Origin of the sequence: Brasilonema sp. UFV-L1 (assembly GCF_012912105.1) — a bacterium.
GTDB lineage: Bacteria > Cyanobacteriota > Cyanobacteriia > Cyanobacteriales > Nostocaceae > Brasilonema.
Genome location: NZ_QMEA01000053.1, coordinates 92683 through 105735 on the forward strand (window position 1 = coordinate 92683; position 13053 = coordinate 105735).

A 13053-nucleotide genomic window follows, 5' to 3' on the forward strand; every position below is an offset into this window, starting at 1 on the left:
CCCAACCCTGCCTCCTTCTTGAAGGTCTTTAATTGGCAGGCCTTAGAATCCTCTTCCAATTTCTTATTCTAACTCCTTGGCAAAGCGGCGCAGCTCCTGAATTCTTCTTCAAGTAGATTCTAGTGAACTATTCTCATCTTTGGTCGGTCTAACTAATGAACAATGTGAAAAAATTGACTTTTACCTATGAAGATGAGAGCTTTGCTTTTGGTCCCTGGAGCAATCATGATCATGTTTGCGACTTCCCCAGTCATTTTCCCCCATGCTGCTGTTGCCGCTCCAGATCAGAGCGCGGACGGTTGGAAAGCTAAATTGAACCTAAACGCCGACCAAAAAGCGAAAATAAAACAAATCCACGAGGATACTAAAAAACAAATTGATGCGCTGCTCACCCCAGAGCAACGGACGCAAAAGCAGCAAGCTAGACAACAACGTCAAAAGCCGAACTTGAATCTAAACGCTGATCAAAAAGCGAAAATGAAGGAAATTAGGCAAAAGGCTAATAGTCAGATACAAGCGGTTTTAACTCCTGAACAACAGCAACAATGGAAGCAATTGCGCCAGCAAAGACGCCAAAAGTATTAACAGTAAACGCTTCTCAGTATTATTTTTGAGCAGTCAATCTTTTTAGTTGAATAGCCAATAAAAACTCCTCGAAGTGCCGAGGAGTTTTACTTTTGATCACTTTTGCTTTCTCGGTGCTTTTCGTTCGCAATCCAACATTTTATTTCCGATTCCTGAGTTTTCTCATCTTACTCACTGACTTTTCACGGAATGTGAAAATGAGTCAGCACTCATTGTTCTGGACTCTTTTCATTGGTTTTTTCAATTCTAATTTGGGTATTTCTACACTCGAACCGTGTAACTCAACAAATCTATTAAAAAGCCACATGGTTTCGTGGTTTGAAACTCTATTTTTGTTGACTATATAGCTTACGTTTTTCTTCGCTAGTTTATGTAAATAAGGCAAATCCTCAATTAAAGTCAAATAAGAAGCAGTGTGTAGTAGAATTTGCATTATTGGTTTTGGCCAATCTAGCTCACTGTAGATATCAATAAAGAAATGATGAGTATCCTCTGTTAACGGGTAAGCATTAAACATAACCGTTATTTTTTTCTCTCTATAAACTGGAATACTCAGTTCTACAGTGTATGGAGTATGCAATATCAAATCCACTTCAACGATTGGTTGTCTCCAGATTCTTAAAATATTGACTGGAGAGTCTAAGAGCGTTTGGAATGTGATAATTCCACCAATCGATGTCGATTGAACATTACTCACTTTAATCACCCTCAAGTTATTGAGACTGAATTTGTGAATAGTTTCTAAATGCTTTAAATTCAAGAGATGGTAGATTTGGCAGACATAGGGAAAGGGTAAAATATATTCCTGGCTGATGATATGTCGCTTCCTCAGCTCAAAGTTGCTGGCTTTAGCAAGACATAAATAGGATTGATTTAGATAACTCTGAATACTCTCTACATCATCAACATCAAAACTTTGCTCTGGTTTTAAGTACAGCCAAGTCAAGAAAAAGAATGAGGCTGTAAATATATGTATGACTTCTATCGCAGATAAATATCCATCAGCAAAAGCAGCTATGCTTCTATCGGTGACACCAAAAAGAAAAGATGGTATCCCAAATAGCCAAATCCCGTTTTTGAGCCTTAATATGAAAAGAGCAACATCTATTTGTATGCTACGATGATTTTTCTGCGTTTGAGAACTATCATCTTGAATAAGATTAGCAGACATAGTAATTCAACAACTGGATATCCACTATATGGAGTGAACAAAATTTGGTCTTACTAACAGCTTATTAATTTCAATATAACTTACCTCATCCTTAAGTTGCAAATCTTAATACAGATATTTTGTTTCAATTCCATGAAATTGATGACAGTTGAATTCTTGTTTGTGATGACATAACAAAAGCAAAATGATACATCTTTCTACTTTGGTTTGGAATCAGGGTTGTATTCAAAGCCACGTCATGGTTTGATTGCAATGACTCGAATCCGTTTATAATCTGCAAACCAAGTATCGTTTTTGTATAAAGTTGGACGTAACTGATTCTCTATATCAGCCAAGGTACTTATCTGAACGGTAGTAGGTAATCCATTAAAAAAGCTATTTGCAAACATTTTGATCCAGTTTTGCATACCCTGTTCTCCATCCTCCAAAGGTGTGAGACGTTCAAAAAGAGTTGCATAAGTTAGCTCAAAACCATGTTTTTCTAGCAAGCTTCCATATTCACCAATGCTAGGAAAGTACCAAGGATTTAATGCAACATCAGCCGGATAACCAGATTTTTCTAAGGCGTTGTAAATTGCACTAACAATGGCTTTGACATTACCCTTACCACCAAATTCAGCGACAAATCGCCCACCAGGTTTTAGTGCTCTATTTATACCAATCACAACTTCCTCAGCTTCTTTTATCCAATGAAGTACAGCATTAGAAAAAATAGCATCAAATTTTTCTGTAAACGGTAATTTTTTGGCGTCTAACACCTCAAAATCTAACTGAGGATAGTTCTTACGAGCTTGTTCAATCATACTGAGAGCACTATCGATTCCGATAACTTCTGCTCCCAAACTCGCAATTTTATGAGTTAAGTAACCTGTACCGCAACCTAAGTCAAGAATACATTCTCCTGGTTTTGGAGATAATAGTTCTACTAAATTAGCAGCAAGTTCAGAGACAAAAGAATGCTTACTATCATAGAGTTCTGCATTCCACTGGTTTTTAAAATCAGTTGCTGTGTTATCCATGAAAACTTGAGTACTATGCATCAATTTGGAAAGATTTCTTTGGAAAGGCTTAGATACGTGAACGCACCCAGACTCTAAATTCTCTCATTCTAGCGTTCTCACCTTTTTGAGAATCTAGCTGGATAAATTGTGTTAATTCTTTGACGGGGAATGAGCCAAAAGCCAAGCTTGTTTCAGATTCGATATAACCAACTTCTGTCAAAATATGAATTGTGAGTTGACCATTTGCGAAACGCCAAACTTCCGGTACTTTCAGTTCAGTATAAACAGCCATCTTGTCGATGGATGAATGAGTGACATCAATCTCAAGCGCTAAGTCTGGTGGTGGATCAACTTTTAAGTCAATTTTTATCTTTCCTCGCATGACAGCTTCATTTTGAATGTAAAAACATTCATCAGCTTCTTTACCAGCAGCCTTTGGTTTGGAACGCCAAGTTGTCGATTTGAAACCCAAAATTTCTAGTCCAAGTTCCTCACAGAGGATAGTTATTAATCTTCCGAAAGTCCAACCATACCTTTCATGTTCTGGTAAAGGCGTTATCAATTCTAGAGTTCCTTGATAGTAAGTCATGCGGGGTGTTGGACGTTGGGCGAAAATTTCCAACAGCTGCTCATACATCTCCCAACTGACGTCATATAAAATGAGATGCGAACCTTCAATCGGTGGTGTGGTTGGGGTTAACGTTTGAGTCATGTTTCACTTGGTGCGTTCATCTGTAGCAGAAGTCAGTAGTCAGTCGTCAGTCGTCAAATACGCTTTGTATCTGGCGTGCAAATTTTAGATTCTGTAGTTCATCCATTTGAAATCCGCTATGAATACAAATATAGTACAAATGCACGCTTCTTGGTTCTACTTCACGAGATGTTACAGCTATATAGCAGTATAACCACCATCAACAAAAAGTATACTACCTGTTACGTATGATGATGCATCTGATGCTAAAAACACGACGGGACCAATGAGTTCTTCCGGCTTACCACGACGAGCCATTGGTGTAAATGTAACAATCTGCTGCTGTTTTTCAAGTTGGGTGTGTTCTGTATTTGCCCCACTCATGATATTCTCAAAATAACCAGGGGCTATTGCATTAACACGGATATTCTTCGATGCCCATTCTACTGCCATAACGCGAGTCAGTTGATTGATTCCTGCTTTTGCTGCACTGTACGCAACAAGTCCTTGAATACCAATAACAGATGCAATTGAGGAAATGTTGATAATTGAACCACCATTACCTTGTTCCATCATTTGGATTGCAGCAAGCCCAGAACAATTGAAACATCCTTTGAGATTGACATCTATAATTTTATCCCACTCATTTTCTTGCAAAGCTTCGGCTGGTTTGATAATATCAATACCTGCATTATTGACGAGGACATCAACCCGTCCAAATTCTTTGACTGTAAACTTGATTAAGTCAATGCAGCTTTGACGTACAGAAATATCAACATAAGTCGCAGCAGCAGTACCAGTGGTATTGATTTCCTCAGCAGTTTGCTGTGCTTCCTCAACTGTGCGATCGCCTACAACGACTTTTGCACCAAAATCAGCTAACCCTTTAGCCATGCATTTTCCCAAACCTCGTCCAGAACCTGTGACAATAACGACTTTCTCTGTGAGGTTGAAGAGATTGGGATTCATAAGTATTAGCCTTAAGGTGAGTGAATTGTTTAGTGAGTTTCGTGAAATGGTATGAGAATATGTTTTTAAGTGTATTCAAGCGGTTTTACTGCGTAAAGCGCAATAGCAGTCTGATGGGCAGAGTTGCCAAAACACACCAGAAAAAGTATATTTAATATACATTGAAGCGTAGAACGCTGCATTGCCGTTAGCTGCATGGAATTTGAGTTCGACGAGCACAAAAGCGTCTCGAACAAGGTAAAACACGGCATCGACTTTATCGAGGCGCAAAGGCTGTGGCTCGATACCGACCGGGTAGAGGTTGCTGCTCGTACTGAAGGAGAGCCGAGGTTGATCGTGATTGGGCGGTTGAATGGAAAGCATTGGGCTGCTGTCATCACGTACAGAGGGGAACGGGTGCGGATTATTTCGGTACGACGAGCACGAAATGAGGAAGTGGAGCTATATGAAGACACAAGAATTTGACGAAAAGTTCGACAATGGCGAGGACGTAACCCCGTACCTTGACCTTTCCACTGTTCGCCGTCCGGGTCATGAGCAGCGGCGGGTCAATGTCGATTTCCCGATATGGATGATTCAAGCACTCGACCGTGAAGCGACGCGGCTCGGTGTCACTCGACAGTCCATCATTAAGGTATGGATTGCTGAGCGTCTTGAGCGGCATACTTAACTCATCCCGCCTCGTGAAACTATATATGTCATGTTCGGTTGAAGACTTATCATCACCGCTATCGATGAGAATATGTTTTTAAAAGGTTATGTGTATTCAAGCGGTTTTAAGCTCCAGTATATTATTGAGGGTAACGGAACTCCTACCATCGTGGTTGGAAGCTCACTGTATTACTCAAGAACGTTTTCTAAAAATCTTCGTAACAGTCTAAAGTTGGTCTTTGTCGATCATCGAGGTTTTTCACCTCCTTATGATTGTAAAGACACATCTATGTTCCAGTTAGACTTACTGGTTGATGATATTGAACTCGTGAGGAAAGAGTTAGGATTTGATAAGGTTATTGTGATTGGTCATTCAGGTCATGCATTTATGGCACTGGAGTATGCCAAGAAATATCCTGCCAATGTGTCTGGTGTGGTCATGATGTGTGTATCACCAGATTACTCGCGTAAAGGACATCTTGCTTCAGAACGATATCTGAATGACTCTGTTTGTCCTGAACGTAAAGCAGCCTTGGCTAAAAACCTGGCTAAGTTGCCTCAAGAAATGGAAGCCGCACCTGAGAAAGCCTTTATTACGTATTGCCTGCTCATGGGACCTAAAAGTTGGTTTGACTACACCTATGACGCGACAAAGCTTTGGGAAGGTGTAGAAGTCAATATGACTATGTTTGATTATGTCTGGGGCGAGGTTTTTCGGGACATAGATCTTACTGAGAACTTAGATAAGTTGCAAGCGCCAGTGCTCCTTGCTCTGGGTCGCTATGATTACTTCGTTCCACCAGCATATCTATGGGAATCTGTAAGAGACAAGTTCAGTAATCTTACTATCCGTATATTTGAGAAGAGCGGTCATGCGCCTCACTTTGAAGAGCCAGAGTTATTTGATAAAGAGTTGCTTGAGTGGCTTTTCAATAGCTAACCCAAAGTTTCATGAGGATGTCAAGAGTCTGAAGTCGGTATTTTTATTTCATGAAGATAGTAGTCAAATCGCTGCTGTAGTTGTTCAACCGTCAAATTCTTGGTCCAATACTCTACCAAAGCATGACCAAAAGCCCAAGCGTTGCGATCTGGTGTCGCAGAGTTTTCTAGCAACAGTGGCCAGATAGAAACCAGGTCAAAGTTGAGCGTGTTAGAATTATCAGGATTCAACAGCGAGAAAAGTTCATATGCCATCTGTAGCTTACCAATAACAATAGGCGTTTGTTCCACTGGAATTTTCTCTGCAAGCACATATGCTAAAGTCGGCGCTCCGGTTGATAAAGTGGAAATAAACTGAAGAACAGGACTTTTAAGGAGTGCAGCCAATCCTTGAGTTGTTGTCATTTGGAAGGTATAATGGTCGATGATTTTGGCAGCAGCGACGGTACGGGCTTCTTGAGCGCGCAAAAAACGAGCGAGACGGAGTTGCTTTGCAGGTGCGATCGCCTGCATTAATCCCAACGATAGCCCGTCTGTTCCCCAAGCAGCTCGATTTGTTTTGGTGTCACTTGTCACGACAGGTAAAACGACATTGCTAAATTCCCCCAGAATTTGAGCACGATACTCGGTGGCTTCTCGAATTGAAATTTCCTTAGGGCGATCGCCCCATTCCCAATCATAAGGAGGATTCCACTCACGTATAGGACGCAGACGATCCACCTGAGTCACAATCGTAATTGTCGGTAAGTCTGTAATCTGCGCCTTCATGTCTGTAAGAAAATCTACATCCATTTGTAGGGCGGGATCAAGAGCAGGTGTCACTAACAGTAATAAATCGGCATTTTTGGCATAATCTAGCACTTGCTGACGGAAATCTCCACGATTGACTTGTTCGTAACCTGGTGTATCCCAAAGCGTCAGCGCTTCTCCCGTTTGATTTTGCCAGTGATAATTCTGAATTTTATCGGTATTAGGCAATACATCAACAGCTGCTTGCTCTGCTTGAAATAACGTGTTAATCAGGCTGCTTTTCCCAGAACCTGTTCGCCCGACGAGCAGAATATTGACGGGTTTTTGCTCAACTGTAGTAGCGGGTTCTGCTTGGGCAAGAATGTCTTGGAGTGTTTGAGTTTTCGCCTTGGGTGGAGTTGGTGTGGAAACAGAGGATTGTGATATTGGCAGTGTGGTACCACTGTAGAGGGCGATCGCCTGCCCTGATAAGTTCGTCAAAGCAGCTTGTCGTAAAAGCTGGCTAAAATTCACCAGCAGTTGTTCAGTTGCCCGGTTACTAGAACGCTGACTCGCAAGTCTTGCCACCGCCGCCACAGGATTCAACAGCCACTGCGCCCAGTTCCAAACTTGCAAAAGTTTACGAGCAGATGGTTCCAGTTTCTGGTATACTTCATATGCTTCATATGCTTGTCCAACAGTAACTTGATTGAGGACAGGTGATAACTTTTGCATCCACTGGTCGAGGTCATCGACTGTTCCCCGAATCAATGCGTAAGCTTGGGGAATGTAAATGTTGAGCAGGGGATACTTGACTTGGGGATAATAGATGTGGGCGATCGCATCAACAAGTTCCTGACACCGCTGCCAAAAAGTTAGCCAGTCTTCCCAAATTGGTGGATCATTCTGTGCTGTTTTCAGAATGTCTTGGAGTACTACTTCTGCTTGATTGGTGGCGTCACTTCCCCCTGGCAAAACTGTTGTCTCGTCTGATGTATTGTCTGAAAATTCCAGTTCTTTGCTGACTTGTGCGACAACCGCTTCCATTTGCGTGACAACAGGTTGAGTCCATCGAACCAGTAGCCAACGCCAGCCAACGAAGACGAGGATGAACACACCCCAAATCCAATTAATGCGCCACTCGTGGATTTGCAACCCTGCGGATACCAGCAAGAAGCTGATGATTGTTACCAGCGGTGTTGCTAAGACGATCCACTGCCATAGTTTTAACCGTATCATTGCCCCATGCCCTCTTTGAAGGAAGAATGTAAAATGTCATTGCGTTAGCGCAGCGTGCCCGGAGGGCAGTGAAACGCAGTGGGTGAGCCGAAGCCGCGAGCCGCAGGCGTGGCGGGAAGCAATCGCAAAGACTCTATTTTATGTTTTTTAATGTTGACTTTAATGTTGACCTACTTACCACGCACCTGGGTGCGGTAATGAACTATTTTATCCATTTGGCAATCACCTGAGTTTCAATAGCCTTCAATCAGCATATCTGATTTAATTAGCATGGATGAGGTTGCCTAAATTAATACTGATTTTCATCATTTCAATATGGGTTTTATCAAACGCAAGTGGTTTCAAATATTCATTTGTGGGCTTTTCCTCCTGTACGCAATGGAAAAAACGCTCCATACAACCAATAACCTCAACTTTGTCCCTAGCGTCATTTTGCTTGGGTCTTTTTTAATACCTATTACTTTTGTAACTTACCTCTACGAAACTCTACCAAATTGGGAAGTGTCTCTTCCGGCAATGGCTATCTGTTTTCTCTGGGGGGGAGCAGTAGGAACACTGGTAGCAGGAACCCTTGAGTACAATGTTCTAGAAACACTGGGGTTTTTACCAATGCTTGGTGTGGGACTAATTGAGGAAAGTGCTAAGTTAATTTTTCCTTTAGGATTTTATCTCAAAGGTCGTCTGCGTTCTGAGGCAACGGGAATACTTTTAGGAACTGCTTGTGCAATGGGTTTTGCTGCACTGGAAACGATGGGTTATGCCTTCGTTACACTTTTGCGATCGCAAGGGAATCTACTTGTCCTTGATGGAGTATTATTTGCTCGCGGACTGTTATCTCCTGCTGGACACGCAGCTTGGACTGGGCTTGTCTGCGCCGTACTGTGGAGGGAACGAGAGAAAGCAGGACGTGCCGTATTAAATTGGCAGGTATTAGGAGCTTTTTTAACAGCTGTTTTACTCCATGCTTTGTGGGATATATTTAATAGTCTCAGAGGTGTTACATTTATTGCATCTATTAAGTTAGAGTTGCTGAGTATGCTTGTTGCTTACACCAGTTTGACATTGCTCAACAGGCGGGTTAGTGAGGCAAAGTCTCCTCATATATAGCCTCATATATAGTTTGTGTTGCATTCGTTTCAAAAAAACTATGATTATGGTATGATTATCGATAATGAGCTAGAATAAAAAAAATTGGCGTTGCTGAATCAGCGTATGAATTGTCATTCTGAGCGTAACGAAGTGAAGCGTTAGCGCAGCGTGTCCGCAGGACATAGAATCTCTGCAGATGCTTCATTTCGCTTCGCTACATTCAGCATGACAAAACTAGATTCATACTTCAAATCAGCAACGCCAAAAAATTAGATCGCTCCGCTCCGCTTCGCTAACAAAGGGAAAAGAAAAAAGAGTAATCAGAGGACAAAAGTATAAAGGGCTACTAAACCTATGCGGCGGAACACGCAACACGGAAACCGACATCGTTGATAAACCTGTCGCCCGCAACGACGAAGTAGCGATACGTCGAGCGGCAGTAGTCAGGATTGACGAACCAAGTACCACCACGCAGCAGAGACAAACGATTATCATTCTCACTCCACACGCTTCCATCTGCTGGTGCTCCATGATAATTTTCATGCCAGTTATCAGCGCACCAGTCCCAGACATTCCCGTGCATGTCGTATAAACCAAAGGCGTTGGGAGAAAAAGTTCCTACTGGTATGGTTTCCTTTCGATATTCTCCTTTTGGTTCGTCCGCAAAAATGTAGCTAGCATTGTAATTTGCTAACTTATCTGTAATTGTCTCACCAAAGTGAAATGGTGTTGTTGTTCCTGCGCGACAGGCATATTCCCACTCCGCTTCGCTCGGAAGTCGATAATTTTTTCCTGTCCTATTAGACAATCTATCACAAAACTCTACTACATCATACCAGGAAACGCGTTCTACAGGATAGTCATCACCTTTAAAACGAGATGGATCTGGATTTAGTTCTCGGTTGACTTGGGGTAATGCGGCTACTGCGCGCCATTGTGCTTGTGTGATCGGATATTTGCCCATGAAGAAAGGTTGAACACTGACTTCATGCTGAGGTTTTTCGCTTTTATATCCTTCCCCTTCTGGAGAACCCATCATAAATTTACCACCGGGGATGGCCACCATGTCTAGGGTGATACCTTTGCCTAAATCTTCAGTGAAGTATCTCGCTTGTTTGGTTTCTCGTTTGATGATTTCGCCGCGACGGTTAACGGTGACAACTTCAAACTCAAAACTCAGCAGTTCATTAACCTTATCTGCTGAGGGAATTTCAAATCTCACTTCCCCAACTTCAATTTCTTCCCCATATTCTTGTCGTAACTTTTCAAACTCAGCGGCGGCTTCTTCCTCTTCTCCTCGTGCTTTCGCATCCCAACCACGAGATAACACCAACAACGGTTCAAAACCTGAGTCAATGAGTGGGTTAATATAAGCGTAGCTTTCTATTAACGAAGTTAACTGCACCCACTCTGCAGGGTTTTCCTGTTCTAATGCTTTTTTCAGTGCTTGTGCAATATCATCAACAGCTTGTTGAGGTTTGATGTAAGCTAATGCTGTCCATTGAGGGGCTGCACCCAAATCTTGTGAAGCGCGATCATTAGTTTTGAGTTGCTGTCGAATATAAGCGACCATAAAATCAGATAAATCATACAATCGCTTTTCATGAAAACGATTTTTCAGGTGAACAAGTAACTCGTTGCGTACTTCCCCTTCCAGTTCATAAAGTTGAAAACCTACAGGATCGCACAAAAACAGCAAAATATCAGCAACAGCTATCCAGGGAGAACGAGGTAAGAAATTCTCGCGCAGGCAGTACAATAGTTCTGGTGTAAGTGCCAAAGGGAAAGCTGCATGACAGGCTAAATCAACGTGTGCTTCCTCAAAGCGTTTGGCAAAGGCTAAGAGACGCGGGTGGTGAAATGTCTGGCTGGATTTTGTGAGAGAAGTCATAAGAAATTCAAAATTCAAAATTCAAAATTCAAAATTCAAAATGAAGAAAACAGTAGCGCGGGTGGGATAGTGTACTTCATGCAAATCAAAAGCGCTATATTTATTCTCCGGCTTGTTGTTTGAGCAGATTCACCACATTATCAGATAACCATAAACCTGCATCGCGTAAAGCTTCAATTCCTTGTGATACGCTTTTAATCAGTCCGCGTCGTTTCGCTTTTATGAGTATGCCTCCCGTACCAATGGTAGTGATGCCCAAGACTTGACCGCAACGCCGCGCTGCTCTATCGTCAACAATAGCTGCACTGTTGCCTAAAGTTTTTAAAGCTAGACTCAATACTTGTGATTCTCCATTGCCTAAATCCCAAGCAGCAACTTCAGGAGCAATCGTGGTAATTTCTACTCGTTGTATCCAAGAGACTCTAGGTAGTTGTTTTGATGCAGCATCATCTTCACCTGCGATCGTCACTTCTGCAAATACACCTTCTGGAACTAAGATTTGGGCGAACAATTGCGGTAGTAATTCTGCTTGCTGACTTTTAAAGAGGACAATAAGAGGTGAAGAGTTAATGATGACGCGATTAATCGACATTCCTGATTTCCTCGGTTAATTCTTCAGCAGTATATTGCATAAAATCTACTCGATAACGAGACAAAGCATTAATAAATTCTGTTCGAGTGAGTCCAGCAATTTCTGCCGCTTTTCCTTGAGAGATTTCGCCTAATTCATACCATTTTACTGCGGCCGCAATCCGCATTTCTTGGACGAATTCTTCAGGATTTTTGCGGAGAGCAGAAAATACGGTTTCCGGTAATTGGATTGGAACTGTTCTCATCGAAGACTCCTTTTTTTATTACTAGTTGAACCATTCACAATTATGCATCCCTAACAGTACGGGAAGAAATGAGAAAACTTTGATAACTGTTCACTGATAACTGTCCACTGTGTACTGATTCAACCTTTGCGCGAACGGATAGCAGCTTTTAATCCAAAGGGATTGAGTTCAAACATTTGTACCATTTGGGAAATTGCTTGAGCTGTTGTGTTTCGCCAGCGTTCTTCTGGTATAGGATTGAGCCAAGCAATGTGACGAACGCATGGAACTAAATCTTGGAGAAAATCAGCGGTGAGAGATATGCGTTCTCGATTAATGCCTCCACGGGCAGCACCTCCATCACTGATAATTAAAGCAATAGTCCGGTTACTATGCAATTTGGGCAGTAGTTCATCAATAGGTTTAGCATCAGGACGTTGGGGATGGAAGTATAAATAATCTTTGGGACAGTTGCGAAAGTAGTAGGTATCAGCTTTACCCAAACGCCCACTCTGTAAGTTCTCAACCAATTTCTGAGAAAGCAGATGAAAGGGTACCATTGAAAGAGAAACATCTATCAACAAAAGTAATTCCGCCCGATTCATACGACTTTGAATCAGCACTGGTTCCAGAAAAACTCCGTCTTGGCTAATTTGTTGAACTGTCGCTTCTATATCTACTTCGGTAAATGATCCTTCTCGAATCGAACGACGGAGGTAACGCCAATTTTGCTGAATTTGTCGTTCTGTGACCGGAAAATCTTTTACACTCAATTGATAGTGATTTTTTCCAAAAGGTTTTTCAGGAAGTAGTTCTCTGCGCATAGCGATGGGAATTTGTGGAGAACTTTGTGAGGGGCGAGGAGGTGTGAGTGAGGTTGGTGAACTGGTATCATTTGCAGAAGTTTGAGATGGTGCTGTGTCTGGTGAAGTTTCTTTTGTCGTGCGAGTTGACTTGTGCTTTGGGGCTTGAAGTTGTAATTGCTGGAAATATTCTTCAAAATATTGCTCAAATTTCTCTGCTTGGGGTGAGGATTTCGATTTCACCCACAACAACCGACAGATTTGCTTCAATTCATCACGACTGGCGATGCCAAATCCTCCTTTTAATGCTTGGAGTAGCATGTCATATTGATCGATAGTCAGAGGTAAGCCTGCTTTCTCTCGCAGTCTGATAAAAAGGTCAAATAAAGGTGGTTTTTGGGGATTCACTTCATGTTTGGGTAGTTATACGCGCGTTGCGTTCAAAGAGATAATTTCATAAACGAACCACGTTAGCGCAGC

Annotated in this window: 14 protein-coding genes; 5 read left to right on the forward strand and 9 right to left on the reverse strand. The window is 42.0% G+C overall.

Translation table 11 applies throughout. The annotated features are described in order from the left end of the window. Nucleotides 1-231 precede the first annotated feature (231 nt). Nucleotides 232-585, forward strand: a complete 354-nt coding sequence (locus DP117_RS16790) for a Spy/CpxP family protein refolding chaperone (RefSeq protein ID WP_211176154.1) — start codon at nucleotides 232-234, stop codon at nucleotides 583-585. A gap of 202 nt (nucleotides 586-787) precedes the next feature. On the opposite strand, the gene DP117_RS16795 is transcribed toward DP117_RS16790, so the two are convergent. The 4 genes from DP117_RS16795 to DP117_RS16810 form a co-directional block, all read right to left on the reverse strand. Next, nucleotides 788-1756, reverse strand: a complete 969-nt coding sequence (locus tag DP117_RS16795) for a hypothetical protein (RefSeq protein ID WP_169219428.1) — start codon at nucleotides 1754-1756, stop codon at nucleotides 788-790. A 236-nt stretch (nucleotides 1757-1992) separates the two neighbouring features. Then, nucleotides 1993-2775: a class I SAM-dependent methyltransferase gene (locus DP117_RS16800; RefSeq protein WP_169219429.1), complete on the reverse strand. Its 783-nt coding sequence runs from the start codon at nucleotides 2773-2775 to the stop codon at nucleotides 1993-1995. A 49-nt stretch (nucleotides 2776-2824) separates the two neighbouring features. Beyond that, a complete protein-coding gene (locus tag DP117_RS16805) occupies nucleotides 2825-3469 on the reverse strand; it encodes a Uma2 family endonuclease (RefSeq protein WP_169219430.1) in 645 nt (214 codons plus the stop codon). 177 nt (nucleotides 3470-3646) lie between these two features. Then, nucleotides 3647-4417, reverse strand: a complete 771-nt coding sequence (locus DP117_RS16810) for an SDR family NAD(P)-dependent oxidoreductase (protein WP_169219431.1) — start codon at nucleotides 4415-4417, stop codon at nucleotides 3647-3649. Between the two features lie 258 nt (nucleotides 4418-4675). Here DP117_RS16810 and DP117_RS16815 point away from each other — a divergent pair, with 258 nt between their 5' ends. From DP117_RS16815 to DP117_RS16825, 3 genes are all read left to right on the forward strand, one after another. Next, nucleotides 4676-4882 (forward strand): BrnT family toxin, encoded by a 207-nt coding sequence (locus tag DP117_RS16815; protein WP_339381280.1) that lies wholly within the window; start codon nucleotides 4676-4678, stop codon nucleotides 4880-4882. Then, on the forward strand, nucleotides 4863-5087 hold the full coding sequence (locus DP117_RS16820; RefSeq protein WP_169219433.1) for a CopG family transcriptional regulator: 225 nt from the start codon (nucleotides 4863-4865) through the stop codon (nucleotides 5085-5087). Before DP117_RS16815 ends, DP117_RS16820 begins: the two co-directional genes overlap by 20 nt. A gap of 72 nt (nucleotides 5088-5159) precedes the next feature. Beyond that, nucleotides 5160-6008 carry an alpha/beta hydrolase gene (locus tag DP117_RS16825; RefSeq protein WP_169219434.1) on the forward strand — a complete coding sequence of 283 codons (849 nt, stop codon included), beginning with the start codon at nucleotides 5160-5162 and terminating at the stop codon, nucleotides 6006-6008. A gap of 20 nt (nucleotides 6009-6028) precedes the next feature. On the opposite strand, the gene DP117_RS16830 is transcribed toward DP117_RS16825, so the two are convergent. Continuing rightward, on the reverse strand, nucleotides 6029-7975 hold the full coding sequence (locus tag DP117_RS16830; RefSeq protein ID WP_169219435.1) for a GTPase family protein: 1947 nt from the start codon (nucleotides 7973-7975) through the stop codon (nucleotides 6029-6031). A gap of 516 nt (nucleotides 7976-8491) precedes the next feature. Here DP117_RS16830 and DP117_RS16835 point away from each other — a divergent pair. After that, on the forward strand, nucleotides 8492-9082 hold the full coding sequence (locus tag DP117_RS16835) for a PrsW family intramembrane metalloprotease (RefSeq protein ID WP_248277690.1): 591 nt from the start codon (nucleotides 8492-8494) through the stop codon (nucleotides 9080-9082). Between the two features lie 334 nt (nucleotides 9083-9416). Here DP117_RS16835 and DP117_RS16840 read toward each other — a convergent pair whose 3' ends face one another. From DP117_RS16840 to DP117_RS16855, 4 genes are all read right to left on the reverse strand, one after another. Beyond that, complete coding sequence (locus tag DP117_RS16840) at nucleotides 9417-10955, reverse strand: formylglycine-generating enzyme family protein (RefSeq protein WP_169219437.1); 1539 nt, start codon at nucleotides 10953-10955, stop codon at nucleotides 9417-9419. A 100-nt stretch (nucleotides 10956-11055) separates the two neighbouring features. After that, a complete protein-coding gene (locus tag DP117_RS16845; RefSeq protein ID WP_169219438.1) occupies nucleotides 11056-11547 on the reverse strand; it encodes a DUF3368 domain-containing protein in 492 nt (163 codons plus the stop codon). Continuing rightward, nucleotides 11537-11791, reverse strand: a complete 255-nt coding sequence (locus DP117_RS16850) for a UPF0175 family protein (RefSeq protein WP_169219439.1) — start codon at nucleotides 11789-11791, stop codon at nucleotides 11537-11539. Before DP117_RS16850 ends, DP117_RS16845 begins: the two co-directional genes overlap by 11 nt. A 119-nt stretch (nucleotides 11792-11910) precedes the next feature. Beyond that, complete coding sequence (locus DP117_RS16855) at nucleotides 11911-12981, reverse strand: hypothetical protein (protein WP_169219440.1); 1071 nt, start codon at nucleotides 12979-12981, stop codon at nucleotides 11911-11913. Nucleotides 12982-13053: the final 72 nt, after the last annotated feature.

What these genes read in the sequence shown, in the direction of transcription:
- DP117_RS16790 (WP_211176154.1), top strand. Translation starts at nt 232, where the DNA reads ATGTTTGCGACTTCCCCAGTCATTTTCCCCCATGCTGCTGTTGCCGCT.
- DP117_RS16795 (WP_169219428.1), bottom strand. Translation starts at nt 1,756, where the DNA reads ATGTCTGCTAATCTTATTCAAGATGATAGTTCTCAAACGCAGAAAAAT.
- DP117_RS16800 (WP_169219429.1), bottom strand. Translation starts at nt 2,775, where the DNA reads ATGGATAACACAGCAACTGATTTTAAAAACCAGTGGAATGCAGAACTC.
- DP117_RS16805 (WP_169219430.1), bottom strand. Translation starts at nt 3,469, where the DNA reads ATGACTCAAACGTTAACCCCAACCACACCACCGATTGAAGGTTCGCAT.
- DP117_RS16810 (WP_169219431.1), bottom strand. Translation starts at nt 4,417, where the DNA reads ATGAATCCCAATCTCTTCAACCTCACAGAGAAAGTCGTTATTGTCACA.
- DP117_RS16820 (WP_169219433.1), top strand. Translation starts at nt 4,863, where the DNA reads ATGAAGACACAAGAATTTGACGAAAAGTTCGACAATGGCGAGGACGTA.
- DP117_RS16825 (WP_169219434.1), top strand. Translation starts at nt 5,160, where the DNA reads ATGTTTTTAAAAGGTTATGTGTATTCAAGCGGTTTTAAGCTCCAGTAT.
- DP117_RS16830 (WP_169219435.1), bottom strand. Translation starts at nt 7,975, where the DNA reads ATGATACGGTTAAAACTATGGCAGTGGATCGTCTTAGCAACACCGCTG.
- DP117_RS16835 (WP_248277690.1), top strand. Translation starts at nt 8,492, where the DNA reads ATGGCTATCTGTTTTCTCTGGGGGGGAGCAGTAGGAACACTGGTAGCA.
- DP117_RS16840 (WP_169219437.1), bottom strand. Translation starts at nt 10,955, where the DNA reads ATGACTTCTCTCACAAAATCCAGCCAGACATTTCACCACCCGCGTCTC.
- DP117_RS16845 (WP_169219438.1), bottom strand. Translation starts at nt 11,547, where the DNA reads ATGTCGATTAATCGCGTCATCATTAACTCTTCACCTCTTATTGTCCTC.
- DP117_RS16850 (WP_169219439.1), bottom strand. Translation starts at nt 11,791, where the DNA reads ATGAGAACAGTTCCAATCCAATTACCGGAAACCGTATTTTCTGCTCTC.